The organism is Streptosporangium sp. NPDC050148, assembly GCF_055586505.1.
In genome coordinates, this window is sequence record NZ_JBVJIA010000023.1 from 81429 (window position 1) to 105204 (window position 23776).

The 23776-nt window shown below is 72.2% G+C and carries 24 protein-coding genes and 1 tRNA gene; 10 read left to right on the forward strand and 15 right to left on the reverse strand.

Going from position 1 to position 23776, the window contains the following annotated elements; translation table 11 throughout:
- Positions 1-46: 46 nt before the first annotated feature.
- The 3 genes from ACZ6RT_RS25160 to ACZ6RT_RS25170 form a co-directional block, all read right to left on the reverse strand.
- Positions 47-706, reverse strand: coding sequence for a dihydrofolate reductase family protein (locus ACZ6RT_RS25160; protein ID WP_470156503.1), 660 nt, complete (start codon positions 704-706; stop codon positions 47-49).
- 60 nt (positions 707-766) lie between these two features.
- On the reverse strand, positions 767-1630 hold the full coding sequence (locus tag ACZ6RT_RS25165; RefSeq protein ID WP_470156505.1) for a helix-turn-helix transcriptional regulator: 864 nt from the start codon (positions 1628-1630) through the stop codon (positions 767-769).
- A 109-nt stretch (positions 1631-1739) separates the two neighbouring features.
- Positions 1740-2192, reverse strand: coding sequence for an alcohol dehydrogenase catalytic domain-containing protein (locus ACZ6RT_RS25170; protein WP_470156507.1), 453 nt, complete (start codon positions 2190-2192; stop codon positions 1740-1742).
- 212 nt (positions 2193-2404) lie between these two features.
- Between ACZ6RT_RS25170 and ACZ6RT_RS25175 the strand changes: the two genes are divergently transcribed.
- The gene (locus tag ACZ6RT_RS25175) at positions 2405-3361 is read left to right on the forward strand and encodes a helix-turn-helix domain-containing protein (protein WP_470156508.1); all 957 of its coding nucleotides are present in this window, start codon (positions 2405-2407) and stop codon (positions 3359-3361) included.
- Here the strand turns inward: ACZ6RT_RS25175 and cutA are convergent.
- Complete coding sequence (gene cutA, locus ACZ6RT_RS25180) at positions 3327-3671, reverse strand: divalent-cation tolerance protein CutA (protein ID WP_399197198.1); 345 nt, start codon at positions 3669-3671, stop codon at positions 3327-3329. The genes ACZ6RT_RS25175 and cutA overlap by 35 nt on opposite strands.
- 269 nt (positions 3672-3940) lie before the next feature.
- On the opposite strand from cutA, the gene ACZ6RT_RS25185 reads away from it, so the two are divergent.
- From ACZ6RT_RS25185 to ACZ6RT_RS25200, 4 genes are all read left to right on the forward strand, one after another.
- Positions 3941-4312: a YciI family protein gene (locus ACZ6RT_RS25185; RefSeq protein WP_399197199.1), complete on the forward strand. Its 372-nt coding sequence runs from the start codon at positions 3941-3943 to the stop codon at positions 4310-4312.
- Positions 4309-5619, forward strand: coding sequence for an RNA polymerase sigma factor (locus ACZ6RT_RS25190; protein WP_470156510.1), 1311 nt, complete (start codon positions 4309-4311; stop codon positions 5617-5619). The genes ACZ6RT_RS25185 and ACZ6RT_RS25190 overlap by 4 nt, the downstream gene beginning before the upstream one ends.
- A 79-nt stretch (positions 5620-5698) precedes the next feature.
- Positions 5699-6289, forward strand: a complete 591-nt coding sequence (locus ACZ6RT_RS25195; RefSeq protein ID WP_399197201.1) for an RNA polymerase sigma factor — start codon at positions 5699-5701, stop codon at positions 6287-6289.
- Entirely contained in the window at positions 6282-7259 is a 978-nt protein-coding gene (locus ACZ6RT_RS25200) for a CU044_5270 family protein (RefSeq protein ID WP_399197203.1), read from the forward strand. Before ACZ6RT_RS25195 ends, ACZ6RT_RS25200 begins: the two co-directional genes overlap by 8 nt.
- 224 nt (positions 7260-7483) lie before the next feature.
- Here ACZ6RT_RS25200 and ACZ6RT_RS25205 read toward each other — a convergent pair whose 3' ends face one another.
- The 5 genes from ACZ6RT_RS25205 to ACZ6RT_RS25225 form a co-directional block, all read right to left on the reverse strand.
- Positions 7484-8137: a response regulator transcription factor gene (locus ACZ6RT_RS25205; protein ID WP_470156513.1), complete on the reverse strand. Its 654-nt coding sequence runs from the start codon at positions 8135-8137 to the stop codon at positions 7484-7486.
- Positions 8128-9351, reverse strand: a complete 1224-nt coding sequence (locus ACZ6RT_RS25210; RefSeq protein WP_470156514.1) for a sensor histidine kinase — start codon at positions 9349-9351, stop codon at positions 8128-8130. The genes ACZ6RT_RS25205 and ACZ6RT_RS25210 overlap by 10 nt, the downstream gene beginning before the upstream one ends.
- Before the next feature lie 77 nt (positions 9352-9428).
- A complete protein-coding gene (locus ACZ6RT_RS25215) occupies positions 9429-10154 on the reverse strand; it encodes a hypothetical protein (protein ID WP_470156516.1) in 726 nt (241 codons plus the stop codon).
- The gene (locus ACZ6RT_RS25220) at positions 10151-11080 is read right to left on the reverse strand and encodes an ATP-binding cassette domain-containing protein (protein WP_399197207.1); all 930 of its coding nucleotides are present in this window, start codon (positions 11078-11080) and stop codon (positions 10151-10153) included. Before ACZ6RT_RS25220 ends, ACZ6RT_RS25215 begins: the two co-directional genes overlap by 4 nt.
- 166 nt (positions 11081-11246) lie before the next feature.
- The gene (locus ACZ6RT_RS25225; RefSeq protein ID WP_470156518.1) at positions 11247-11846 is read right to left on the reverse strand and encodes a transcriptional regulator; all 600 of its coding nucleotides are present in this window, start codon (positions 11844-11846) and stop codon (positions 11247-11249) included.
- Between the two features lie 44 nt (positions 11847-11890).
- Here ACZ6RT_RS25225 and ACZ6RT_RS25230 point away from each other — a divergent pair, with 44 nt between their 5' ends.
- The gene (locus ACZ6RT_RS25230) at positions 11891-13783 is read left to right on the forward strand and encodes a pyruvate, phosphate dikinase (protein WP_470156520.1); all 1893 of its coding nucleotides are present in this window, start codon (positions 11891-11893) and stop codon (positions 13781-13783) included.
- A gap of 70 nt (positions 13784-13853) precedes the next feature.
- Here ACZ6RT_RS25230 and ACZ6RT_RS25235 read toward each other — a convergent pair whose 3' ends face one another.
- The gene (locus tag ACZ6RT_RS25235; RefSeq protein ID WP_470156522.1) at positions 13854-14486 is read right to left on the reverse strand and encodes a LysE family translocator; all 633 of its coding nucleotides are present in this window, start codon (positions 14484-14486) and stop codon (positions 13854-13856) included.
- A gap of 187 nt (positions 14487-14673) precedes the next feature.
- Here ACZ6RT_RS25235 and ACZ6RT_RS25240 point away from each other — a divergent pair, with 187 nt between their 5' ends.
- Positions 14674-15201 carry a DinB family protein gene (locus ACZ6RT_RS25240; RefSeq protein ID WP_399197212.1) on the forward strand — a complete coding sequence of 176 codons (528 nt, stop codon included), beginning with the start codon at positions 14674-14676 and terminating at the stop codon, positions 15199-15201.
- 124 nt (positions 15202-15325) lie between these two features.
- A complete protein-coding gene (locus ACZ6RT_RS25245; protein WP_399197213.1) occupies positions 15326-16246 on the forward strand; it encodes a TIGR03619 family F420-dependent LLM class oxidoreductase in 921 nt (306 codons plus the stop codon).
- Between the two features lie 196 nt (positions 16247-16442).
- Here the strand turns inward: ACZ6RT_RS25245 and ACZ6RT_RS25250 are convergent, their stop codons facing one another.
- From ACZ6RT_RS25250 to ACZ6RT_RS25260, 3 genes are all read right to left on the reverse strand, one after another.
- Positions 16443-16847 (reverse strand): hypothetical protein, encoded by a 405-nt coding sequence (locus tag ACZ6RT_RS25250; protein WP_470156524.1) that lies wholly within the window; start codon positions 16845-16847, stop codon positions 16443-16445.
- A 1329-nt stretch (positions 16848-18176) separates the two neighbouring features.
- Positions 18177-18611, reverse strand: coding sequence for a hypothetical protein (locus ACZ6RT_RS25255; protein ID WP_470156526.1), 435 nt, complete (start codon positions 18609-18611; stop codon positions 18177-18179).
- A 419-nt stretch (positions 18612-19030) separates the two neighbouring features.
- Entirely contained in the window at positions 19031-20305 is a 1275-nt protein-coding gene (locus ACZ6RT_RS25260; protein WP_470156528.1) for an esterase-like activity of phytase family protein, read from the reverse strand.
- A gap of 256 nt (positions 20306-20561) precedes the next feature.
- Between ACZ6RT_RS25260 and ACZ6RT_RS25265 the strand changes: the two genes are divergently transcribed.
- Positions 20562-21026: a MaoC family dehydratase gene (locus ACZ6RT_RS25265; RefSeq protein ID WP_399197217.1), complete on the forward strand. Its 465-nt coding sequence runs from the start codon at positions 20562-20564 to the stop codon at positions 21024-21026.
- Positions 21027-21384: 358 nt separating this feature from the next.
- Here the strand turns inward: ACZ6RT_RS25265 and ACZ6RT_RS25270 are convergent, their stop codons facing one another.
- Together ACZ6RT_RS25270 and ACZ6RT_RS25275 are read right to left on the reverse strand one after the other, a co-directional pair.
- Positions 21385-22020, reverse strand: coding sequence for a response regulator (locus tag ACZ6RT_RS25270; RefSeq protein ID WP_399197218.1), 636 nt, complete (start codon positions 22018-22020; stop codon positions 21385-21387).
- A complete protein-coding gene (locus tag ACZ6RT_RS25275; RefSeq protein WP_399197219.1) occupies positions 22017-23171 on the reverse strand; it encodes a sensor histidine kinase in 1155 nt (384 codons plus the stop codon). Before ACZ6RT_RS25275 ends, ACZ6RT_RS25270 begins: the two co-directional genes overlap by 4 nt.
- A 485-nt stretch (positions 23172-23656) precedes the next feature.
- On the opposite strand from ACZ6RT_RS25275, the gene ACZ6RT_RS25280 reads away from it, so the two are divergent.
- Positions 23657-23729, forward strand: a tRNA-Arg gene (locus ACZ6RT_RS25280).
- Positions 23730-23776: the final 47 nt, after the last annotated feature.

Consider the following 23776-nt stretch of genomic DNA (forward strand, 5'->3'; position numbering starts at 1 on the left):
TACCGGTCGACGTGCTCGATCTCGCGGTGCCGATCGGGGATCGGCATCAGCCGAGGACCGTCGCCGAGCGTCCCTCGTCCACGGTGTACGCGCCCGCGGAGAGCGCGCCGCGGCTCACGGGGTCGAGGGTCAGCGAGACGACGCCACCGGGCAGCACGCGCGAGCTCTCCTCGACGGTCGCGAACGTCGCGGGCGTCGATCCGTCCGGGAACAGGCGCTTCCCCGTCCCGACGACGACCGGGTACTGGAGCAGCCGGTGGACGTCGACGAGTCCTGCCCGGTGCAGCGCCTGCACGAGCTGCCAGCTTCCGTGGACCTGGAGCTCCCTGCCGGGGAGCTCCTTGAGGCGGCGTACCTCGTCGACCAGGTCACCGCGCAGGACCGTCGTCGGGCTCCAGTCGGCCTCCTCGTCGGTCAGCGTCGAACTGACGACGTACTTCGGCAGCGTGTTGAGTTTCGTGGCGATCAGGTCGTCGGGATCGGTGACCTTCGACCAGTACCCGCCGAGCAGGCCGAAGCTCGTGCGGCCGAAGAGGAACGCGTCGGCCTCACGGAACCAGCCCTCGACGACCTCGGTGGTGTGCGCCGAGGCGTACGGGACGAGCCACCCGCCGCGGTCGAAGCCGTCGGAGCGGTCCTCGTCGGGGGCTCCGGGTCCTTGCATGACGTTGTCGAGACTGACGAAGGTGTTGACGCTGAGCAGCACGGTTCTCCAACCGGATTCGGGTCACGGACGGCGGGCCGGGGGGCGGCCCGCAGGCGGACACTAGCTGCCGGGCCCGGGGTGCCTCTTGTACAGGAACGACATCGCGGCATGGTCGCCCGCCTGCAGCTCGCGCGCGGTGCACCCGACGTAGCGACGTAGCGCGTGTGCGAGGTGGGCCTGGTCGAAGTACCCGAGCGTCTCGACGACCCTGTGCCAGTCGTGGCCGTCGCCCAGCATCATGGCGGCGGCGTTCGCGCGGTCGATCTGCGTCACGGCGGTCTGCGACAGCCCGGTGATCGCCCGGTGGCGACGCTGAAGGGTACGTCTGGTCGGGCCGGCCCCGGGACGCCCGGCGACGTGCTGCTCGTCCCCGAGGCGCGACCGCACCAGCAGACCCGCGTCCTGCAGTCGCAGGACGAAGTGCTCGACGTTCTCGTACGTCGGCGCCTCCCACTCCTCGCCGCCGATGACGACTCTGCCCGAGCCGGTCACCGGGAACGGCACGTACCCGTCGGTGATCGAGGCCGCGGGATGCGGCCTAAGGACCGCGCCGAGTGCGAATCGGATCCCGAGGAACTCGGTGTCCGGCGGGACCGGTGCGGTGGTCGCCCTCGTCTCCGGCCCGCGGAGGCCGACGAACAGGCGTCCCCGCGTCCGCGAGAGGATCACATGCGGGCAGGTGCGCGCCGCGGACGTCATCGTGCCCTCGACGTCGCTGCGGGTGCGCCATACGCGGTCGACGACGCTCGCGTCGATCTCGGTGCCGCGATGCTCGAACCGCAGGGCCATGGCCTCCTCCGCCTTCGTCGGGGTCCCGGTGGCGATGAATACATTCTCGACGAAGTACCGCCTGCGCCAGACGGTCCGAACGGTCCGAACGGGTCTGCGCCCGGTGACGGTCCCGCGGGCGATGATCGTCCTCATGCGCTCACGATGGTCTCCCCGGCATGGTCATCCTTCCGCGACGATCGACGGTCGCTTCTTATCGTCCGATCCTCCGATTCGCTTTCACGGTTCACGGACCTGATCCACGTCACTCGTCCTCACCGGTCTCGGGGCGGGCGAGGAGAGAGAACGGTGTGCACGGGCCGGAGAGGAGGGCGTACTCGGCCGGCATGCCGTCCAGGGTGCAGCCGAACTGGTCGAGGAGCTCGGGCCTCGGCCTGCCGTCGTGCCACCGGGGCCAGTAGGCGCCGACGACCCGGTCGCCCACCGCGAAACGCGTCACCTTCTCGCCGACGGCGACGACCTTCCCTGCCCCGTCGCTGACCGGGACGACGCCGGGCACCGACGGCAGGGCGTAGCACCGCCGCGGGATGAGCGCGTCGCGCCGGTTGAGCGAGACCGCGCGGACGAGGACGAGGACGTCGGTCGGTTTCGGCGTCGGTACCGGTTCCTCACGCGGCACGATCCCGCCGGCGGACCCGGGTCCCTCCAGCCGGTAGGAGCGCATGATCACCCCGCGGGCGGCCGGTTCACCCGACATCGGCGGGCTCACGCCTCGATGAACTGGTGGTCGGTCAGGATCCGGCCGTCCTCGTCGAGGACGAGGACCTCCAGGCCGGCGCCCGCCGGCTCACCGTTCTTCCCTCGGGGTGACGTGTTCGTGAACACCGCCGATCCTGGGCGCGACACGACGGCCCGGCAATTCCCTCCGGGGAATGGCCGTACGCCGTTCGCTGCGTTAGACAGGGTGCGGTGACCGGTACCTCGGAACGCGACGGGCTCGCCGGCGTCCTGCGCGAGTGGCGCGGGCGCCGCGGCGTCAGCCAGCTGGACCTCGCCCTGCGGGCCGGGACCACGCAGCGGCACGTCAGCTTCATCGAGAGCGGCCGGTCGGTGCCCGGCAGGGCCATGGTCGTACGGCTGGCCGAGTCGCTGGAGATCCCGCTCCGGGAGCGGAACGCGCTGCTGCTGGCCGCGGGCTACGCGCCCGCCTACCCGGAGACCCGGCTCGGCGATCCCGTGCTCCGGCCGGTCCGCACCGCGCTGGAGGGCGTCCTGCGGGGGCACCAGCCGTACCCGGCGGTGATCGTCGACCGGCACAGCGACCTCGTCTCGGCCAACGACGCGTTCTGGGCGCTGACCGAGGGGGTGGCGCCCCCGCTGCTCGCGCCGCCCCTCAGCGTCCCCCGCCTGTTCCTGGACCTCCGGGGCATGGCGCCGCGGATCGTCAACCTGGACGTGTGGGCCTGGCACGTGATCGACCACCTGCGGCTGGAGGCGGTGCGCAATCCCCGCGACCGGCTCTCGGAGCTGCTCACCGAGCTCACCGCGCTGGTCCCGGAGCGACCCCGCCACCCCGGACCGGATCACCTCGGCTTCGCCGTCCCGCTGCGGCTCCGCCTCGGCGGCGGCGAGCTGCGGCTGCTGACCACGCTGACCCACTTCGGGACCGCGGTCGACGTCACCGTCGCCGAGCTGCGGATGGAGGCGTTCCTGCCGGCCGACGCGGAGACCGCCTCCGCCCTCACGGCCCTCACCGGTCTCGGACGGCCCGCACCGGCCACGCCTCCGGGACCGCCCGACGGCGGCACCGCGCGCCTGAACACGCCTCCGGAACCGCCCGACGGTGACGCCGCGCGCCGGGTCACACCTCCGGGACCGCCCGGCGAAGCCGCTACGCGCCGGGCCGCGGGGCCGTCTCCCGTCTGATCCACTCCAGGTAGTCGGCCGTACCGGCCACGAGCGCGACGGCGACGATCTGCGGCACCTCGTAGGAGTGCAGCTCCCGCACGCACCGGGCCAGGTCCTCGAACCGCCCGGTGGTCGTCTTCATGAGCAGCAGCCACTCGCCTGAGCGCTGGACCTCCCCGGCCCACCAGTAGGCCGACTCGACCGGCGCGATGATCTGGCAGTCGGCCGACAACCGGCGCTCCACCACCGCCGCGCAGATCAGGTCGGCCTCCTGACGGCTCGCGGCGGTGACACGGACCTCGAGGCAGTCCGGAACACGTTCGATCATGCCGACACACTGCCCGATCGCCCCGCGGTCATCAACACGACCGTGCGGCGGGCCGTCGTACGATCCCCGTCCGGGGCACGGCTCCGGGATGCCCTGGCGGTGACGTGATGCCCCGGCGGTGACGTGATGTCATGGCGGTGACCAGGTGCCGCGGCATCGGGTGGAGGATCTCGTCCCGAAGCACGCCCGGCCGATGTCAAGACGGGGGCGCCGGCTCCGACCATCCGGTGGAAGGACCCACCGGGGTCCGGGACGACGGGAGAGACGAGATGAAGTTCGTACTGAACATGCACATGAACCCGGCGGTCTGGGAGTCTCTGACCGAGGACGAGCGCAACGAGGTCATGAACGGCCACTCCACGTTCATGGAGACGGTCACCGCGTCCGGTGAAATGATCATGACGCAGGGGCTGGCCGACCCGTCGCAGAGCGCCGTGGTGCGGGTCCGCGGCGGTCGGCCGGTGGTCACCGACGGGCCCTACCTGGAGGCCAAGGAGTACCTCGGCGGCTTCTACCTGATCGACTGCGAGAGCAGGGAGCGCGCGCTCGAACTGGCCGCCCTGATCCCCGACGCCGAGGTCGAGGGGATGGGCATCGAGGTGCGGCCGGTCATGTTCTCCGCCGGGCGGCTGGACGTGTGACGGCCGGCGAACACGCGACCGAGGACCTGCTGCGCGAGCTGGCGCCGCAGGTCCTGGGCGTGCTCGTGCGCCGCCACGGCCGGTTCGAGGAGTGCGAGGACGCCGTGCAGGAGGCCGTCCTGGCCGCGGCGGTCCAGTGGCCCGCCGAGGGCGTCCCGGACAACCCTCGCGGCTGGCTGGTCACCATCGCCTCGCGCAGGCTGGTCGACCAGGCCCGCAGCGACAGCGCCCGCAGGGCCCGGGAGATCAGGGTCGTCGCGCAGGAGACCGAGCCCGAGGTCCCGGACGTCGACGACACGCTGACGCTGCTGTTCCTGTGCTGTCACGCGTCGCTGACCCCGGCGTCCCAGACGGCCCTCACCCTGCGGGCCGTGGGGGGCCTGACCACCGCCGAGATCGCCCACGCGTTCCTCGTCCCCGAGGCCACCATGGCCGCCCGCATCAGCCGGGCCAAGCAGCGGGTCAGGGCCGCGGGGAGCCGGTTCGCCATGCCCGCGCCGCACGAGTGGCAGGAGCGGCTGGACGTCGTGCTGCACGTGCTGTACCTCATCTTCAACGAGGGGTACACCGCCACCTCGGGCGGCGACCTGCACCGCACCGACCTGTCCCACGAGGCCGTCCGCCTGACCCGCATGGTCCACCGGCGGCTGCCCGAGGACGGCGAGGTGGCCGGGCTGCTGGCCCTCATGCTCCTGACGGACGCGCGCCGCGCGGCGCGCGTCACCCCCTCGGGGGACCTGGTCCCCCTGGCCGACCAGGACCGCACCCTCTGGGACGGCGACCTGATCGCCGAGGGCGTCGCCCTCGTCACCGAGGCGATGGGTCCAGGCTCGATGAGTATGGGCGTCGACTCCCGCGTCGGCCTCGTCACCGGGGCGATGGCGCGGCCCCCTCTCGGGCCGTACCGGCTGCAGGCGGCCATCGCGGCGACCCACGCGAGCGCGGAGCGGGCCGAGGACACCGACTGGAGGCAGGTCCACGTCCTGTACCGGATCCTCGAACGGGTCGCGCCCAACCCGATGGTCACGCTCAACCGGGCGATCGCGCTGGCCGAGATCGAGGGGCCCGAGGCCGGGCTCGGCCTGCTGGCCACCCTCGACGGCGACGACCGGATGGCCGGCCACCACCGCCTGCACGCCGTCCGCGCCCACCTGCTGGAGAAGACGGGCGACCTCGCGTCCGCCCGTGAGCACTACGGCAGGGCCGCGCGCGGCACCGCCAGCCTCGCCGAACGCCGCTATCTCGAATCCCGCGCCCGCCGCCTGCGCGCGGCCGGAGACCCGCCCGCACAAGAACATGTGACGTAGGTCACACGCCGTACCGCGAACCTTCGCCGTCCGTACGGGTGAAAGCCGGGTGATCGACGCACGGGGACGGGAGCACCATGTGATCACTGAGGAATCCGGCAGGGTCGACGACGCCGAGCTGATACGGCGCTCGGAGAGCGTCCCGGAGGCGTTCGCCGACCTGTTCGACCGGCACGCGCCCGCCCTGCGGCGCTACGTCGCCCGGCGGCTGGGGTCCTCCCTGGCCGACGACATCGTCTCCGACGCCTTCCTGACCGCCTTCCGGCGCCGCCACCGCTACGACGCGGCCCATCCCGACGCGCGGCCCTGGCTGTACGGCATCACCGCCCGGCTCATCGGCCGGCACCGCAGGACGGAGGTCCGGTTCTACCGGGCGCTGGTCCGCAGCGGCGTCGACGAGATCGCCGAGCCCTACGCCGAACGCGTCGACGACCGGGTCGCCGCCCAGCAGGCCGGGCTGGCGGCGGCACTGGCGAAGCTGTCCCCCGGCGACCGGGAGGTGCTGCTCCTCGTGGCCTGGGCCGACATGTCGTACGAGGACGTCGCCCGCGCGCTGGACATCCCGGTCGGCACCGTCAGATCACGCCTGCACCGGGCCAGGGCCAGGACGCGCCGGGCCCTCGGTGGTTCCAACCCCGTGACGACCCGAGAGGAGTCTTTCGATGGATGACCTGCGATCGCTGCGCGAGTGGCGTGCCGAGGTCCCCGAGCCGGATCGGGACTGGGTCGTCCAGGAGCGGCGGCGGCTGCTGACGCGGATGCGGCGGAACAGGTGGGCACCGGGGCGCCGCCTGCTCGTCGGCGTGGCGGCGGGGGTCACCGCCGTGCTCGCCGTGCTCGCCGTGACCGTCCTGCGGCCGGAACCGCCCGCCCCCGACCCGGTGAGCCTGCCGCCGGTCGTCCGGCTCGACTCCGACGTGGTGCTGGCCCGCGCCGCCGAGGTGGCGGGCAGGCGGAAGGGCGACCGGACGCCCCTGCCGACGCAGTGGCAGTACACCAGGACGCTGGACAAGCAGCCGAACTCGGACACGGTCGAGACCCGGGAGGGATGGATGCGCTACGACGGCGCGCAGAGCGCCGGCTTCGACGAGAACGGCGAACTGGTCGTCGAGGACGTCCCCCCGGACCCTGGGGACGACGACCTGTCACCGCAGCAGTACGACGCCAAGCTCCGCGAGCTGCCGACCGACCCGGAGAAGCTGCTGGCCAAGGTCACCGGCGACCGCCACTGGATCGACTACCCCCGGGAGGAGAGCGGCCCGGAGAACGCCGAACCGGACGACGCCCGCGCCTACCGGGTGATCATGCTCTATCTCAGCAGGTACGGCTCGATGCCACCGCGGCTGGAGGCGACCCTGTTCCGGGCCCTGGCGCGCATCCCGGGCGTCCGGATCGAGCAGGGCGTCGTCGACGCCGCGGGCCGCGCCGGCCTGGGCCTGTGGAAGGAGGAGCCCGGCGACCAGGCCTCACGCCGCTACTTCATCCTCGACCCGGGCACCTACCGCTACCTGGGGGAGCAGACGGTCTGGCTGCGCGACGAGTTCCTGGGCGACAGCGAGCCCGCCTTCCACAAGGGCGCGGTGTGGAGGACGGCCCTGCTGTCGTCGGTGATCGTCGATCGTCCGGGGCAGCGCGGCTGAGCGCTCGTCGTACGGTCCGAGGAACCCGACGCCCGCGCCGCGGGCGGACCGCCGCCCGCGGCGCCCATGTCGCGATGGAGCGTGCTCGTGCTGACCAGGATCTGGGCGATGTCCCGCGCAGCCCGGGTACGGCCGCAGGTGAACGCCGTGCCCGCAGCCGGTTCCAGACGGTGATCATGAGCCAAGGCGTAGGGCGGACCGCGCCGCCCGGCGGGTCCCTCGGCTCAGCGGAGAAGCCCCGACTCGTGGGCGAGGATCGCCGCCTCGACCCGGTTCCGCACACCGAGACGGACGAAGATCGCGCTGACGTAGCCCTTGACGGTGCCTTCGGTGAGGAAGTGTTCCGCCGCGATCTCCGCGTTGGACCTGCCCCGCGCCAGGGAGACCAGGATCCGGCGCTCACCGGGGGTGAGCCCGGCGAGGGCACCGTGCCCGGGAGGTCGCGGTCCGGCGGGACGGGGCAGCCTGCGGATGAGCCGGGCGGCGACATGGGGCGAGAGGCAGGCGCCACCGGCCGCGGCCGCCCGGATGCCGTTGATGAGCTCGTACGGGTCCCCGGACTTGAGGAGGAAGCCGTTCACGCCGAGCCGGAGGGCACGGTCGACGTAGGCGTCCTCGCCGAAGGTGGTGAGGATGACGATGACCTGCTCCGGAAGGTCCTCGCGGATCCGTTCCGCCGCGGACAGCCCGTCGCCGCCCGGCATGCGGATGTCCATCAGCACGACGTCCGGCTCCCGGGCCGAGACGGCGGCGACGGTGCCCGGTCCGGTGGACGTCTCGGCGGTGACGGCGATGTCGGGGGCGCTGGACAGGATGTCCCGGATCTGCCGTCGGACGACGGGCTCGTCGTCGGCGACGAGGACGCGGATCACATCCACGACCGGCGCCGCAGGTCGGTCGTGCGGACCACGGTTCCGCCCCGGTAGCAGATCTCGAAGGTCGCCAGGCCGAGCGGGAAGTTCCCGTCGGTGTAGTGGTCGCATCGCCAGCCGACCGGACGGGGCGGGGACGGTACCAGGCGGACGACGGCTTCGAGCGGCGGCAGGAGGGGAGCCACCTCCGCCTCGCTCATCCCGGCGGAGACGAGCGCGAAATCCGTCTCCTCCATGGTGGTGTCGTGGACCGACCACCCGTAGAAGGCCACCAGGGCGGCGATCGCGGCGAGCGCGGGAGGAAGCGTCCTTCGCAGGAGCACCAGCAGGGGGGAACGCCGCGCGAAGGACCGCGGCGGGCCCGCCGCCGGGCGAGGCCGGTGCGGGAGCGACGCGACGAGGACGAACTCGCCCTGGCCGGCCGCCGCCTCGACGGTGCCGCCGATCGCGGAGATCCGCCGTTCCAGCGAGGCGATCCCGCGTGGCGCCCTGTCGGGCCGCCCGGGCGGCAGGTCCGGCTCCGCCGGGAGATCGTTCCGTACGGTGACCGTGTCCGCCGGGAGATCGTTCCGTACGGTGACCGTGACGCTGCCGGACGGGGTCGTGCCGACGTCGACGTGGATCACCCGTCCCGGGGCGTGCCGCGTCGCGTTGGTGAGAGCCTCGCGAAGGATCAGGTACAGGTGGCGCCGGACCGGAGCGGGGTGGTCATCGCCCAGCACCCCGGTGTGGACGATCTCGGCGCCGGCGTCGATCGCCCGGTGCAGCAGGGCCTCGATGTCGTCGTGCTCCTCCCGGGACGTCAGGCGGCCGGGATGCAGCACGCCGAGGATCTCGTGGAGCTGTTCGACCGCCCGCTCGGCGTCCCGGCGCAGGGCGGCGGCGGTGTCCGCCGCCCTCCCCTCGGCGTGGACCTGCAACGCCCCCGCCCGGAGTGCCATGACGCTCAGGTGGTGGCCGAGCGTGTCGTGCATGTCCTCGGCGATGCGGGAGCGTTCCTGAGCCGCGACGGCCTCGATCGTCTGCGCGTGAAGGTCGCGGCTGATCCGCCGGAACCGTACGACGAGGCCGAGGCAGGCCGCGAGGAGCGCGAGCAGTGCCTGCGCGCCGAGGAGGACGAGGGTGTTCGCCGACGCGACCCAGTAACCGACGACGGCGACCTCGGCCGCGACGCCGAGCCCGAGGAGGACGCCGCCGCCGCGCGGAGCGGACAGGCGCATGTGCGCTCCCTCCTTGGCGTCACGCCGGGCCGGATCACGCGTCACGCCGGGCCGCGTCACGCGTCCGCCGGGTCGGATCACGCGTCACGCCGGGTCAGAGCCCACGACGCGCCGGCGAAGAGCGCCGCGGCCCAGGCGGCGACCACCAGCAGCCCCGCGATCGGAGGATACGTGCCCTGACCGGCTCCGAGGAACTCCGAGACGGCCCCCGCCGGTGTCCAGGCGGCGACCGACGGCAGCGCGAGCGTGCCGACGAGCAGCACGACCGCGACCGCGAGGGTGCCGACCGCGCTCCGGATCAGCGCGCCGAGGGCCACGACCAGGACGGCGCTCACCGCGAACAGCGCTCCGGCACGAAGGCCGGTGACGGCCGCCACCTCGGACGTCGGTGCGGCGTGCCCGCCCAGCGTCAGGTGTGCCAGCGCCGTGGCGAGACAACCGGCCAGCGCCCCCGCGGGAAGGCCGGCACCGGCCGCGACCGCCGCCTTGGCGGCCAGGACGAGGACCCGCCGGGGCTCGGCCTGGAACGTGGCCAGGATGCCGGCGGTCGCGTACTCCGAGGTGATCGTGATCATGGCGAACGCCGCGAACACCACGAGGCCGAACTGGACGGCGGGTCCTGCGGCGTCGCTCGCCGCCATCGTGTCGGCCGTGCCGTGCTCACCGGTGCCGAGGCCGTGGACGAAGTCGTTCACCAGCGTGCCGGCGATGCCCACCACGGTCAGCACCGCACCCGCCAGGCAGAACCAGGGCGACCGGATCGACCAGGTCCTGCCCCACTCCGCTCTCAACGCGCCGATCATGCCGCCGTTCCCCCTGTCGTAGCGGTCGTGTACTCCACGTCGTCCTGGACGAGCCGCAGGTACCCCTGTTCGAGGGTCATCGGTACCGTCGCGAGGGTGTGGAGCGGGACGCGATGGGCGAAGGCGATGTCTCCGACGGCCTCCGCGGACCCGCCGCCGACGGTCAGCTCGCAGGGGCCCGACGTCTCCGGGGTCATGCCACGGGCCCGCAACGCCCGGGTGAACGCGGTGAGGTCGAGGCCCGCCGGGGTCCGTACGATCACACCGTTCTCCGCGCCCGCGGTGAGCTCGGAGACGGGGCAGTCGGCGAGCAGGCGGCCCCGGCCGAGGACGACGACGCGGTCGGCCGTCTGGTGCATCTCGGCCATGAGATGGCTGGACACCAGGACGGTACGGCCGTCGGCGGCGAACCTCCGCAGGAGCCCGCGCATCCACCGCACGCCGTCGGTGTCGAGGCCGTTGACCGGCTCGTCGAGGACCAGGATCCGCGGGTCACCGAGGAGAGCGGCCGCGATGCCGACCCTCTGTCCCATTCCCAGCGAGAAACCGCCCACCCGCCTGCGGGCGACGGCCGTCAGCCCGACCTCGTCGAGAACCTCGTCGACCCGGTGGGCGGGAATGCCGTTGTAGCGCGCCAGCCCCAGGAGGTGCGAACGTGCCGTCCGCCCCGGGTGGGCGGCACGGCCGTCCAGATGCGCGCCCACGACCCGCAGCGGGTTCCGCAACCGCGCGTACGGGATGCCGCCGATCGTGACCTCTCCCGAGGTCGGCCGGTCCAGGCCGAGCAGGAGCCGCATCGACGTCGACTTCCCCGCGCCGTTCGGCCCGAGAAGGCCGGTGATGTGCCCGGGGCGGACCGTGACGGTCAGACGGTCCACGGCGACCTTGTCCCCGTACCGCTTCGAGACGCCCTTGAATTCGATCATGGCGTCAGCCTGCCGCGTTCCCGGTCGCCGCCGACACCGACGAAAGTAAGGAATCCGCGGTCCCCGTACGCACCGTCCTCGCTCACGCGCTCCTCGTGCGCGTGGTTCTCGTACGCATGGTCCTCGTACGCGCCGCACCCGGTCGGCGGGAGGGGAGACGGCCGGCTCAGTGGCGGGGGATGCCCAGGGTGACGAGCAGGTCCTCGTGGAGCTGGAACCACACGTTGTGGTAGGACGCGAGGTCGTCCGTCACGTACCGCGGCTCACCGGCCCTGGCGCGGGTGAGCGCGTCGGCGAGCCGGGTCCGGTACCTGCGGAACCGGAGCATCGTCGCGTACAGGTCCGCGCAGGCGATCTCGGCACGCCGGTCGAGGTCGCCGAGAAGGTTCAGGACGCGGGCGTCGTAGGCGGGGTCGTCGTGTTCGTTGAGGGTCACGGCACCGTCGGCGGACCGCATCTGCCAGGCCGTGCACAGGTCGAGCAGCTCCGGGTTGAGCACGAGGAAGTCGTCGTACACCCTGGACACCGTGGCGCGGGTGCCCGCCGCGTCCAGCTCGGCGGCGATCCGCTCGGTGTCGGCGGCGCGGCCGGCCTCGGTGAGCCCCCACCCGCCGAAGTCACCCGGGGTACGCGTGACCAGGCCGGCCACGGCGAGGTCGATCAGCTCGGACTCGACGTCGGACTCGGACAGCCCCGTCGCCTCGGACACGCGGGAGAGGTCGACGAACCCGAGACAGCGGAGCGCGTGGAGTGTCAACAGGTCCACGCTGGTCGCGTGGGGCGGGTTCGGCACGTCGATATGCTACCTCGATGGCCTGGATTCACCCGATCTCGGCGGAGGCCGGGGAGACCGCGAGCGTCCTGGGCGGCAAGGGGTACGGCCTCGTCGTGCTGCGCCGCCTCGGCCTGCCCGTACCTCCCGGGTTCGTCATCGGCACCGGGGCGTGCCGCGCCTTTCTTCGTGACGGGCGGTTCCCCGAGGGCCTGGACGCCGAGCTGGCGGCCGCCGTCTCGGGACTTGAGGCCACCACGCGACGACGCCTCGGCGGGACCGAGCGGCCGCTGACGGTGTCGGTCCGCTCGGGCGGCAGCGTGTCGATGCCCGGCATGATGAACACGATCCTCAACGTCGGCCTCACGACCGGGACCACGGCCGGGCTGGCGGCCGAGACGGGTGAGCCGCGGTTCGCCCTCGACGCGCGCCTGCGGTTCCTGTCCGGTTACGCCTCGGCCGTCTTCGGCGTGGGGCCGGAGAGCCTGGAGGCCGTCGTGCGCCGGGCCACCGGCCGGGGCGTCGGCGTCGAAGGCGGGGGCGGGGGCGCCGGGGGTGGTGACGGTGTCGGGGTCGGGGGCGGGGGTGGCAACGGTGTCGGGGGTGGCGTCGGTGTCGGTGAGGGCGTCGGCGAGGAGGCGCGCCTGGCCGCGGCGATCCGGGGCGTCGAGGCCCTCGTCCGCGAACGGGCCGGTGAACCGGTCCCGGACGACGCGGCGCGTCAGCTGGAGCCGGCCGTCAGGGCGGTGTTCTCGTCCTGGGACACGCCGCGCGCCAGGACCTACCGCGAGCTGCACGGCATCCCGCACGACCTCGGCACGGCCGTCGTCGTACAGGCCATGGTGTACGGCAACCGCGACGACCGCAGCGGCACCGGTGTCGCGTTCAGCCGTGACCCCAACACCGGTGAGAACGTCCCGTTCGGCGAGGTCCTGTTCGGCCACCAGGGCGAGGACGTCGTCTCCGGGCGCTCGGCGACCCGGCCGCTGCCCGATCTGGCCGACCGGGAGCCGCGGGTGTGGGACGACCTGCTCAGGGCCCTGAACCGGATCGAGGAGCACTACCGCGACGCCTGCCACGTGGAGTTCACCTTCGAGGCGGGCGAGCTGTGGGTGCTGCAGGTACGGGCCGGCGGCCTCTCCGGGCGCGCCGCCGTCCGCGCCGCGGTCGACCTCGCCGACGAGGGCGTCATCGGCCGCCACGACGCGCTGCTCCGTGTCTCCCCGCGGCACCTGCGACACGCCCGCACCCCCCGGATGGAGGTGACCGGCGCGACCGACGTACTGGTCCGGGGCACGGGAGCCTGTCCGGGCGTCGCGGCCGGAAGGGTGGCGACCACCGCCGACCGGGCGGTGCGGATGGCCGCCACCGGCCCGGTCATCCTGGTGCGCCCGCACACCTCCCCGCTCGACATGCACGGCCTGGCCGCGGCCGCGGGAGTCGTCACCGCCGGTGGCGGACCGGCCAGTCACGCCGCCGTCGTCGCGCGGGCGATGGGCAAGCCCGCCGTCGTGGGAGCCACGGACCTCACGGTCGACGTCGCCGCCGCCTGCGTGCGGGCCGGTGGGCGTACCGTCCCGGAGGGCACGTTCGTCACCGTCGACGGGACCGGCGGGGAGGTCGTCGTCGGCAGCGCCCGCGTCGTGACGTCCGGCACCGACCCCCACCTGCGCCGCCTGCTGGCGTGGGCCGACGAGGTCACGGGCGTCCCGGACGGCGCCCGGGGCGGTGACCCGGGGCCCGCGAGCGGCTGTGCGAGTGACGTCGCGGGCGACTCCGCGAGCGGTTCCGTGAACGACGTCGCGAGCGGCTCCGGCGACGGTTCCGTGAGCGGCTCCGATGACGGTTCCGTGAGCGGCTCCGGTGACGGTTCCGGTGGTGACGAGGTGGAACGTCTCACGGCGGCCCAGGCCGTCCTCCGCCGCGCCTGACCTCTCCCGTTCGCTCCCCGGCGCGTTCGGCCGGGATCCAGGAGGACGATGCCGGAGGGGCGGCGGGAGGTCACCGCTCGACGGCCAGCTTCACCCCCAGGCCGACGAAGATCCCTCCTGTCGCGACGTCGATGCGGCGGCGAGCGGCCGGCCGGTGGCGCAGCCACCCGCCGATCCGGCCCGCGAGCACGCCGACCGCGCCGTCGACGATGAACTCCAGCACGATCAGGATCGTCCCGAGGATCGCGAACTGCAGCCACACCCGGCCCAGGGCCGGGTTGACGAACTGGGGCAGGAAGGCGATGGTGAAGGTGACCATCTTCGGGTTCAGCAGGTTGGTCATCAGGCCGCTGAGATACGCCCGGCGGCCCGACATCCCTTCGCCGGAGGCCGCCGTGTCCAGCTGCCCCTCCTTGCGCTTACGGATCATCTGGACACCCAGGTAGATCAGGTACGCGGCCCCGACGATGCGGACCACCGTGAACGCGGTCGGCACCGCCTCGAAGAGCGCGGCCAGCCCCACGGCGGCCACGGCGACGTGCACGGCCTCGCTGGTCGCCACCCCGGCCGTGGCGAACAGCCCGGCACGCGGGCCCCCGCGCATCCCGCACCCCAGGACGAACAGCATGTCCGGGCCGGGGGTGATCATGGCGATGATCGTGGTCACGGTGAAGAGCACGAGCAGATGCTGATCGATCGGCATATGAGGATCGTCGCACACGGGTCGTCGCCCGGCCGAGGCGATTTCCGCCTTTCCCGCCCTTCCGGCCCTTCCAGCCCTTCCGGCCCTTTCCGCCCGACCTTACAGCGGTCTCACAGCGGCCTCAGCGGCCTCGCAGCGGCCGAAAACCGGTTGCCGGGGGACGGGGGGCGTGTGGCAGGGTCACCCGATGCCTGTTTCTCGCCGTGACGTGCTGCGCTGGCAGTTCGACCTGACCTGGTCGTTGTTCGAGTTCCACCTGGACCGGCTGACGGAGGAGGACGTCCTGTGGGAGCCCGCCTCCCTCTGCTGGACGGTACGCCCCGGCGCCGACGGGGTGTGGAGGCCGGACTGGGAGGAGTCCGAGCCCGACCCCGTCCCGGTCCCCACGATCGGCTGGATCGGCTGGCATGTCGGCTGGTGGTGGTCGACGGCCATCGACCACGCCCGGAAAAGGACGCCGCGCCCGCGCGAGGACATCGAATGGCCCGGTGACCGGGAGTCGGCCGTCGAATGGCTGCGCGGCCTCCGTACGGAGTGGCTCGCGGTGCTGGACGGGTTCACCGACACCGACCTGGACGCCACCGCGCCGTTCCCGTGGCAGGACGCCCCCGAGCTGACCGTCGCGCACATGGTCGCCTGGGTGAACGCCGAACTGATGAAGAACGTCGCCGAGATCGGCCAGCTCCGCCTGGTGCGCGCCGCGTCGGCGGGGTGAGAGGGTGACGGATCGTGGGCGAGGGAACCGGCCCGGCCGATGGGACGGCCGCCTGAGATCGCGTCGTCCGCCCGGACGTGGACGATCCCGTTCGCGGGGCCGGCGACAGGAGAGGTGACCGTCCATGCGCATCGGGTTCGCGGTACCGCAGTTCGGGGTCCACGCCGACCCCGACCTCATCGGCGAGGTCAGCGGGACGCTGGAGACCATGGGCTACGACAGCCTGTGGGCCGGTGACCGCATCCTCCGGCCCCTCTCGCCCAGCGATCGCTACCTGGGCGGCGACGGCGTGATGCCGCCCGAGTACGCGACGAGTTTCGACCCGCTGTCGGCGCTGACGATCGCCGCGCTCAACACCCGCCGGGTACGGCTGGGAACCAGCACGCTCAACGCGCTGTGGCATCCGCCCGTCCTGCTCGCGCGCGGCCTGACCTCGCTGGACCTGCTCAGCCACGGACGGCTGGACGTGGGCATCGGCCTGGGCTGGCTGCGCGACGAGTACGCCGCGGCGGGCGTGCCGTGGGCGGCCCGGGGAGCCAGGCTGGAGGAGACCCTCGACCTGATGGAGTCGGTCTGGACCTCGGAGGTGGTGGAGCATCGGGGACCGCTGTGGACGGTGCCCCCCTCGCACGTCGACCTCAAACCGTTCCAGAGGCCGCGCCCGCCGATCCTGCTCGCGGGTTTCACCCCCTCGGCCCTCGAACGGGTCGGGCGGCGCGCCGACGGCTGGCTCGGGGTCGCCATGCCGCTGCCGTACCTGAAGGCGCTGTGGGGCATGGTCTGCCGGGCCGCCGAGGAGGCGGGCCGGGACCCCTCAGGACTGCGCCTGGTGATGCGGGTCAACGCGGAGATCACCGCGCGACCGGCCGAAAAGGACCGGGCGCCGCACGTCGGCACCGTGGAGCAGGTCAGCGAGTACATCCTGGCCGCGAGGGAGGTGGGAGCCGACGAGGTGTTCATCGACGTGCAGACCACGACCTCCTCCCGCGCCCGCCTCCTGGAGATCGCGGAGGACTTCGCCGGGCGGCTGAGCGCCGCTCGATGAGCGCGCGACCCCGGCGGGGGTGTCGTGCCCGACGGTCATCGGGCACGACATCCCGTTCTCGTTCCTGCCCTCACCCGTCGCGGGGCCGGGCCACCGGCGTACGGGCCCGGTGGCACGTACGCCGGTGTGCGGATCCGGCGGCCCGTACCCACGGGCCGGTGGGCCGCGGTCCCGCCCGCGCGGCGCCCGTGCGGACCTACGGAACGCACATGATCGACGGCTTCGCCGTACCGGTGAGAGCGGTGATCATGCTGGTGTCGGGAGCGCAGACCGCCGTGCCGAGGCCGAAGGCCCCGGCGAGGCCGACGGAACCGGCCGAGCACGGCCGGCCGGCGTACCCGGTGTACCCGGCGACACCGAGGGAGCATGCCGATCCGGAGTGGCCGGCCGGTACGGCGAACCCGATGGACCCGAGCGAGCCGAGTGAACCGATCGGGCTGATCAAACCGATCGGACCGGCGGGGCCGGTCAGGTCGATCGACCCGATGGATCCGTCCGAGACGATCGAGTAGCCGGGACCGATCGAGGCGATGGATCCGACCGAACAGACGGGGCTGACCGGGGTCAGCCGGATCGCGGAGACCGCGGGAGCGACGGACATGCCGGAGCATGCGACCGGCTGGACCGGCTGCGAGACTCCTGCCGCCCCCTTGGGACCCACCGGTCCTGCCGGACCTCTGAGCCCGGTCGCCCCCTTGAGACCCGCGGGCCCGGCCGGTCCTCTGAGCCCCGCCGGACCCGCCGGACCCGCCGGTCCTCTCGGTCCCGGAACGGTCACGACCTTCGGCGCGCTGAGAACGGTCGCGCGTCCCGCCGGTCCCGCGGGACCGATCGCTCCGGCCGGTCCCGCCGGTCCTGCGGGGCCGATCGCACCCCCGGGCCCTGCGGGTCCCGCCGGCCCTGTCGTTCCCGCCGGTCCCGGCACTCCCGCGGGTCCTGCCGGCCCTGCCGGTCCCGCGGGACCGATCGCTCCGGCCGGTCCTGCGGGGCCCGGCACTCCTGCGGGTCCGAGGGTGGCGGACGTGGAGGAGGTGGCGGTGTTCGTCCCCGGCGCGCCCGTGCCCTTCACGGTTCCCGTGGCTGCGGGGCCCGCGTTCGTCACGGCTCCCGGGACCACCGCCGGGCCGACCAGGCCGGTGAGCCCGGCGGGTCCGGGAGGCCCGGGAGGTCCCGGAGGTCCGGGAGGCCCGGGCAGGCCGCGCGGGCCACGTTCTCCCCTCCAGTCGTGGTGCCGGCCGTGACACCCGCAGCGGCGATGCGTTCTACGGCACCCACAATGCCGGTTTCGATGAAGAATGGGCTTTTCGTCCTGATGTACGGATCTGTGAAGAAGGCCGGTTCCGCCGCTGTCGCCGTGAGGTGCGGACGTGAGGGCCCCGCCCGGCTCGATCGTGGCGTTCGCCGGTGCCTGGTTCGACGACATCACGAGGACGCCTGCCATCGTCGCGACGGCCAAGGCGCCGATACGCTTGCTGGAGAGGAGGGATGACACCCACCTGCTATTGCGAGGAAGCAATTGATTTCCCCATGTCTTGCTAATTCCGAAAAGTCCGGATCCGTCACGCAGTCACGGAAGTGACAGCGAATAGGAGATACCCGGGCCTTATGGGGGCAACGCACCTGCATAGTTGAGGAAGGGCAAATAAACAGTGGGGCGAAGGAAAATCTACTCTCGTCCGGGTTTTGGTGTGATTTGATGGCTTATTCGGCCGTAGGGGTGATAGAGGTTTTCGTACTTTTGGATCGGAGGGTTTTTTCCCGGAAGGGCCCAGGGCCGCTTCGGGGTGCCCGGCCCGATGCCGGTACGGGGCCGCTTCTTCTCGTCGCGCCGTACCGGCACCGGGCGGATGTCACCGGCTCGTACCGGCCCTGACCGGGTGTCGCCTCCCGCGCCGTGCCGGAACCGGACACCGGAGGCCACCCGCGGGTCTCATTGCTCGCGAATGATGATCTCCGGGAACGACGGGTCGTTCTGGAGGTCCCTGAGCAGCCTCTCGGAACGGGTGAGACGCTCGCGCTCCGGGCGCCGGCTCTCTGCGTAGCCGCCCCTGTGGCCGCGGTAGCGGTCGGGGGGACGTACCTGCTGGCGTTGCGACCGTCCGCGCCACCTGTCGTAGGGGCGCGCCTCGCGGCCGCGGTCCCGGTACTGGCGCCGAGAGGGGTCGGGGTAGGGGGCGGACAGGCCGCCGGGAGCGCCCGCCGCGCTCGGCTGTGAGATCGAGCCGGGCGAGCACTCCTGTGCCGCGGCGGCGTTGACCGGCTGGGCCGACGTCATGAGGATGGCGGCGAACGCCGCGACGGCCAGAACGCCCACCCGCCTGCCGGAGACCGGCTCCGATATCCCTCTGCTCTTTCGAGGAAGCACGTTATTTCCCCATCTCGTTTCTGATTCCGAAAACATCTGATACACCTCGCTACCCCATAAGTGGTAGTAGCTAGGAGATACCCCTCGGTCAGTGAGATAGGGCATTGAAAAGGTTGAGGCAGGGCAAACAAATGACACCCTGAAGATCAATGATGGTTTATCTATTCCTATTTGCTCTTTTATCCTAATTCTTCACGTCGCGGGGGATCCGGTGCCGTTCCGGGCCGCGGATCCGCGCCGTTTCCGGCACCCGGCCGGATCCGTTCCCCGTCCCCGTCGTCGGGCGGCCGGATCCGTTCCCCTTTCCTGGACGGCCGGATCCGTTCGCCGTCCCGCCACCGGGCCTCCCCGGTGGCCGCGACACGGTGCGTTCCGGCGCCTGCGAGGTGCACCGTGTCGCCGTCCGGTCCCGCGGGGCGTCAGAGCCGGGCGCGGGGGTCCGCCAGAAGCGGACGGGTCAGACGTACGGTGATGAACTCATTGTCATCGGGCTTACCCGGAGTGCGGCCTGCCGAGAACGGGAAGTTGTTGTCGTCGAGCACGCCCAGCGTGCGGTCGTCGAGGATCACCACGTCCTCGATGGTCTGGAACGGGAAGCGGAAGGTCTCGCCGGAACCGCCGAGCCGGCGCGGGTCGGCCAGGTCGAGCAGGTCCGCGACGAGGGTCTTGCGCAGGTCCGGGTGGCGGAGGTCCACCAGGTAGATGCGCTTGGTCAGGGCCGCGTCCCCCTGCAGGTTGTCGCGCTCGATGACCAGGAACCGGTGACGGTCGACCGCGATCATGTCCCCGATCGCGTTGTCGGGGCTCTCCAGCCGGTAGGTCCACGTCCTGCCGGTGTACGCCCTCCCGCGCAGGTCGAACTCGTTGATCCGCAGCGTCCCGGCGGTGTCACCGGTCACCGTGCCCTCCAGCATCGGGTACAGCGTCCTGCCGTCGACCGAGCGCGCCATGCCCTCGAAGCCCTTGCTCCGGCCGAGGTTCGGCTGCTCGCCGTCGAGGGACGGGTTCTCCGGTGCCTTCACGCCGGGCAGCGGCACCGGTGCCTCCAGCAGCCTGCCGGAACGGGAGAAGTGCAGCAGGAACGGGCCGAACTCGTCCCCGATCCAGTAGGTGCCGTCGAAGGTCCGGACGATCGACTCCACGTCGAAGTCGGCGCCGGTCAGCTTCCGGTCCGCCCGGGTGAGCGGCCAGGTGACGTGCCCGTCGGGGTCGCTCAGGTCGAAGCCGCCCAGCAGCGCCACCGTGCCACGCCGGAAGTCGGGCTTGATCCTGTGCACCCGCAGCAGGAAGTCGGCGCTGTTGGACTTGGAGCCGTAGCCGTTGTCCGACAGCACGTCGAAGGTGCCGTCGTGCCGCCGCACGATGCCGCTGAACCCCTGCACCGGCTGCCCGGTGAACGGCGGGGTCACGCCGTTGACCGGGGCGGTGCCCAGCTGCGTCCCCGAGGGCTCGCTGCCGGGTACGAAGGTCAGCGCGGGCAGGGAGGCGAAGCCGGTCAGCGTGGCGCGGCCGAACCGGTGGCCACCGGAACCGTGCCTGTCCGAACCGGACCGCTCCGCGTCGGCCTGCCGGGTGGGGGCCGGGTCGATGACGGACGGGGCGGGGGTGGCGCGCCCGGGCTCGGCGACCGCCGGCGCGGACATCGCCAGCGCCAGCGCGGCCGTGCCGATGGTGATCGTCATGCGTCGTCTCATGGCGGCACGCTAGGCAGCCGGCGTGAACGGTCGATGTTGCGTCACGGGCCGTACGGCGAAAACAAGATGCGGACTGTACGAAAAGAGGAAGAGTGGTGTCCGGAAGTGGGGGGTGCGTGCTCCCGGGCCGGGCGACCCGCCGGACACGCGAGGACCGGCCGTCCTGCTCCGGCAGGGCCGGGACGCGTCCACCGTACGGGAGGGAGTCGGTACCGCGATCTTCTCGCCGCACCTGGAACGGAATAAAGTTCCAGACATGAGGATTTTCGCCAATGTCATCGAGCTCAAGGCCGCAGTCGGGGAACACCTCGGCCACACCGGCTGGCGTGAGGTCACCCAGGAGCAGGTCAACCTGTTCGCCGACGCGACCGACGACCACCAGTGGATCCACGTCGACGTCGAAAAGGCCAAGCAGGGCCCCTTCGGAGCCACCATCGCCCACGGGTACCTGAGCCTGTCGCTGCTGCCCTCCTTCATGGTGGAACTGTTCCGGGTGGACGGCCTGGCCATGGGGATCAACTACGGGCTGAACAAGGTCCGCTTCCCCTCGCCGATCCCGGTCGGGTCGCGGATCCGCGCCGGCGCCGAACTCGTCGACGTCAAGGGCACCCCGTCGGGCTACCTGTCGAACATGCGGATGACCGTGGAGATCGAGGACCGGGACAGGCCCGCCTGCGTCGCGGAGACCCTCTCCCTGTACGTCCCGGCCGAGACCTCCTGACCGCCCGGTACCACCGGGAGCGGCCCGGCACCGGCCGGGAACGTCCTGGAACGCGCAGGTAGGCACGACGCGCCCTCCGGGCCGTCCGCCCGAGCACGGCCCTCGCCACCTCCGGCGAGGAGTCCTTTTCGGGCGGGCGGCCTCTCCCCGGACGGCCTCCCTCCGAGTCCCTCGGCCTGGACCGCCTTCGAATTCCTTCGTCCGGATCGCCTCGGATTTCCTTCGTCCGGACCGCCTTCGGGCTCCTTCGCCTGGACCGTCTCCGAATCCCTCCGCCCGGGACCGTCTTCGCCCGAACGATCGGTCCCGAGAACGGCCCTCACCGGACGACCCGCGCGATGCCGTACCGTGCCCGCGCTCACCGCTCCGTGGAGAGCTCCTGGGCCAGGATCGCGGCCTGGACGCGGCTGCGCAGCCCGAGCTTGTTCAGCAACCGGCTGACGTGCGTCTTCGTCGTCGCCTCGGCCATGTCCAGCTCCGCGGAGATCTCCGCGTTCGACAGGCCCCGTCCGATGCAGGCCAGCACCTCGCGCTCGCGCGGGGTGAGGACGCCGATCTCGTACGACCTGCGCTGCGGGACCGACGCGCCGAAGGCGGAGATCAACCGCCGGGTGACCGCCGGCGCGATCAGTCCCTCGCCGCGGGCCACCACCCGCACCGCCTGCACCAGCGCGTCGGCGTCGGTGTTCTTCAGCAGGAACCCGGCCGCTCCGGCCCGGAGCGCGCCGAAGACGTACTCGTCGATGTCGAACGTGGTCAGGATCAGCACGTCGGTGATCCCGCTCAGCTCGCGCGTCGCGGAGATCCCGTCGAGCCGGGGCATCCGGATGTCCATCAGCACCACGTCGGGGCGGAGGTCGCGGGCCATCGCGACGGCCTCCTCCCCGTCGGCGGCCTGGCCGACGACCTCGATGTCCTCGTGGCCGTCGAGGATGAGGACGATCCCGGCACGGACCGCGGCGTGGTCGTCGGCGACGAGGACGCGGATGCTCATGTGCTCTCCCGCACGGCCGGCCGGACGCTCTCCTGGGTGGGCAGCTCGGCGCGGACGCGCCAGCCGTCACCGTACGGCCCGGCCTCGAAGACGCCGCCCAGCAGGGCCGTACGCTCCCGCATACCGATGATCCCCGCACCCGCGCCGGGAAGCGCGCCGTCCACGTCGCCGAGCGGGTTGTCCACGGTAAGCATGACCAGGCCGGGCCGGTAGCCGATCACCAGGTCCGCGGCCTTGCCGCCGTGCTTGAGCGCGTTGGTGAGCGACTCCTGGACGATCCGGTAGCCGGCCAGGTCCACCGAGGCGGGCAGTTCCCTGGGAGGGCCGTCCACGCGCAGGCGCACGTCGAGCCCCGCGACCCGGGCTCGTTCGACCAGGTCCTCGACCTCGGCCAGCCGTCTCCGCGTCGCCTCGGGCTCCTCGCCGTCCTGGCGGAGCAGCCCGATCATGGCACGCATCTCCTCCATTCCCTCGACACTGTTCTCCCTGATGGACTCCAGTACCCCCCGTACCGTCCGCGCCTCCAGATCCGTGCGCGACAGGACGGCGGTGGACTGGATGGCGATCGCGCTGAAGTGATTGGCGATCATGTCGTGCAGCTCCCGCGCCATCCGGGTCCGCTCGGCCTGCACCGCCGCCACCCGGTCCAGCTCCGCCAGCCGCGCCACCTGCTCGGCTCTCGCCCGTTCGGCCACGGCCTGGTCCTCCAGCTGTCTGACGAGCATCGCGGTGAAGACGGGGGTCACCCCCACCAGGCCCGCCTGGACCAGGAAGATGGCCCCGATAGCCCACTGCCTGAGGAGGGCCCCTCCCAGCACGCCCGCCAGGACGGCGATCACCGAGGTGATGATGAGCATCCACCGGCCCAGCGCGCGGGGGCCGTACCTGACACCCGAGTACAGGTTGTCCGTGACGATCAGGACCGTGCCCAGGGACGGGCCCATGGCGAAGTCGCCGATGAAGGCCACCACCCCCAGCCCGAGCGAGAGCAGCGGCCTGGTCCGCCGTACCGCCACCCCCACGCAGGTGATCGCCAACGGCCCGACGAACAGGTACGCCGGGGCCCACCGGTGCTCATAGGCACCCGCGACGAGCAGGAGAAGAGCCGCGACGAAACACGCCACGGCCCACAGCGCGTCGTCTCGTCTCATGTCCCCATCTCATCACCCCGGCCGGTCCGGCGGATCCGGCGCGGGACGGGGGGCTCGTACACACAAGGATGTAGAAGGAATCATCACCCGACACTGCCGCACCGGGTCCGCATCTCAGTGCTTCGGCACCTCGACACCTCGGTCCCCGCCCCCGACACCTCGACACCTCGGTCCCCGCCCCCGACACCTCGGTCCCCGCCCCCGGCGTCGCGGATCTTCCCACCCCCTCGGCGTCGCGAGCTTTTCCAGCCCCTTGGACCCGGGCCCCCATCCTCGCCGCCCAGGGTCCTCCTCCCCGGTGTCCCGGGTCCTCACTCCCTGATTCCCTGACTCCCTGCGTCGCGTCCGAAGATCGCACCGGGTGTCCGGCCGTCCCTCCTGCTCCGACGGCACCGGAGGATCCGGTCCCGACATCCCGAACACGGGCGCATCGGTAACCGGTTCGAGGCATCGCCCAAAACCCGCTATGCTTGCTTACGCAGCGAGCGGCCGTAGCTCAATGGATAGAGCATCTGACTACGGATCAGAAGGTTGGGGTTTCGAGTACCTCCGGCCGCACACATGCAAGAAGGCCCCTGAACAGGCATTACGCCGTCAGGGGCCTT

Bases quoted from the DNA above. Each gene is read 5' to 3' on its own strand.
- ACZ6RT_RS25165 (WP_470156505.1), bottom strand. From the start codon at position 1,630: ATGAGGACGATCATCGCCCGCGGGACCGTCACCGGGCGCAGACCCGTT.
- ACZ6RT_RS25265 (WP_399197217.1), top strand. From the start codon at position 20,562: ATGAGGATTTTCGCCAATGTCATCGAGCTCAAGGCCGCAGTCGGGGAA.
- cutA (WP_399197198.1), bottom strand. From the start codon at position 3,671: ATGATCGAACGTGTTCCGGACTGCCTCGAGGTCCGTGTCACCGCCGCG.
- ACZ6RT_RS25240 (WP_399197212.1), top strand. From the start codon at position 14,674: ATGCCTGTTTCTCGCCGTGACGTGCTGCGCTGGCAGTTCGACCTGACC.
- ACZ6RT_RS25220 (WP_399197207.1), bottom strand. From the start codon at position 11,080: ATGATCGAATTCAAGGGCGTCTCGAAGCGGTACGGGGACAAGGTCGCC.
- ACZ6RT_RS25200 (WP_399197203.1), top strand. From the start codon at position 6,282: ATGGATGACCTGCGATCGCTGCGCGAGTGGCGTGCCGAGGTCCCCGAG.
- ACZ6RT_RS25260 (WP_470156528.1), bottom strand. From the start codon at position 20,305: ATGAGACGACGCATGACGATCACCATCGGCACGGCCGCGCTGGCGCTG.
- ACZ6RT_RS25170 (WP_470156507.1), bottom strand. From the start codon at position 2,192: ATGTCGGGTGAACCGGCCGCCCGCGGGGTGATCATGCGCTCCTACCGG.
- ACZ6RT_RS25215 (WP_470156516.1), bottom strand. From the start codon at position 10,154: ATGATCGGCGCGTTGAGAGCGGAGTGGGGCAGGACCTGGTCGATCCGG.
- ACZ6RT_RS25270 (WP_399197218.1), bottom strand. From the start codon at position 22,020: ATGAGCATCCGCGTCCTCGTCGCCGACGACCACGCCGCGGTCCGTGCC.
- ACZ6RT_RS25235 (WP_470156522.1), bottom strand. From the start codon at position 14,486: ATGCCGATCGATCAGCATCTGCTCGTGCTCTTCACCGTGACCACGATC.
- ACZ6RT_RS25245 (WP_399197213.1), top strand. From the start codon at position 15,326: ATGCGCATCGGGTTCGCGGTACCGCAGTTCGGGGTCCACGCCGACCCC.
- ACZ6RT_RS25230 (WP_470156520.1), top strand. From the start codon at position 11,891: ATGGCCTGGATTCACCCGATCTCGGCGGAGGCCGGGGAGACCGCGAGC.
- ACZ6RT_RS25210 (WP_470156514.1), bottom strand. From the start codon at position 9,351: ATGCGCCTGTCCGCTCCGCGCGGCGGCGGCGTCCTCCTCGGGCTCGGC.
- ACZ6RT_RS25185 (WP_399197199.1), top strand. From the start codon at position 3,941: ATGAAGTTCGTACTGAACATGCACATGAACCCGGCGGTCTGGGAGTCT.
- ACZ6RT_RS25275 (WP_399197219.1), bottom strand. From the start codon at position 23,171: ATGAGACGAGACGACGCGCTGTGGGCCGTGGCGTGTTTCGTCGCGGCT.
- ACZ6RT_RS25250 (WP_470156524.1), bottom strand. From the start codon at position 16,847: ATGTCCGTCGCTCCCGCGGTCTCCGCGATCCGGCTGACCCCGGTCAGC.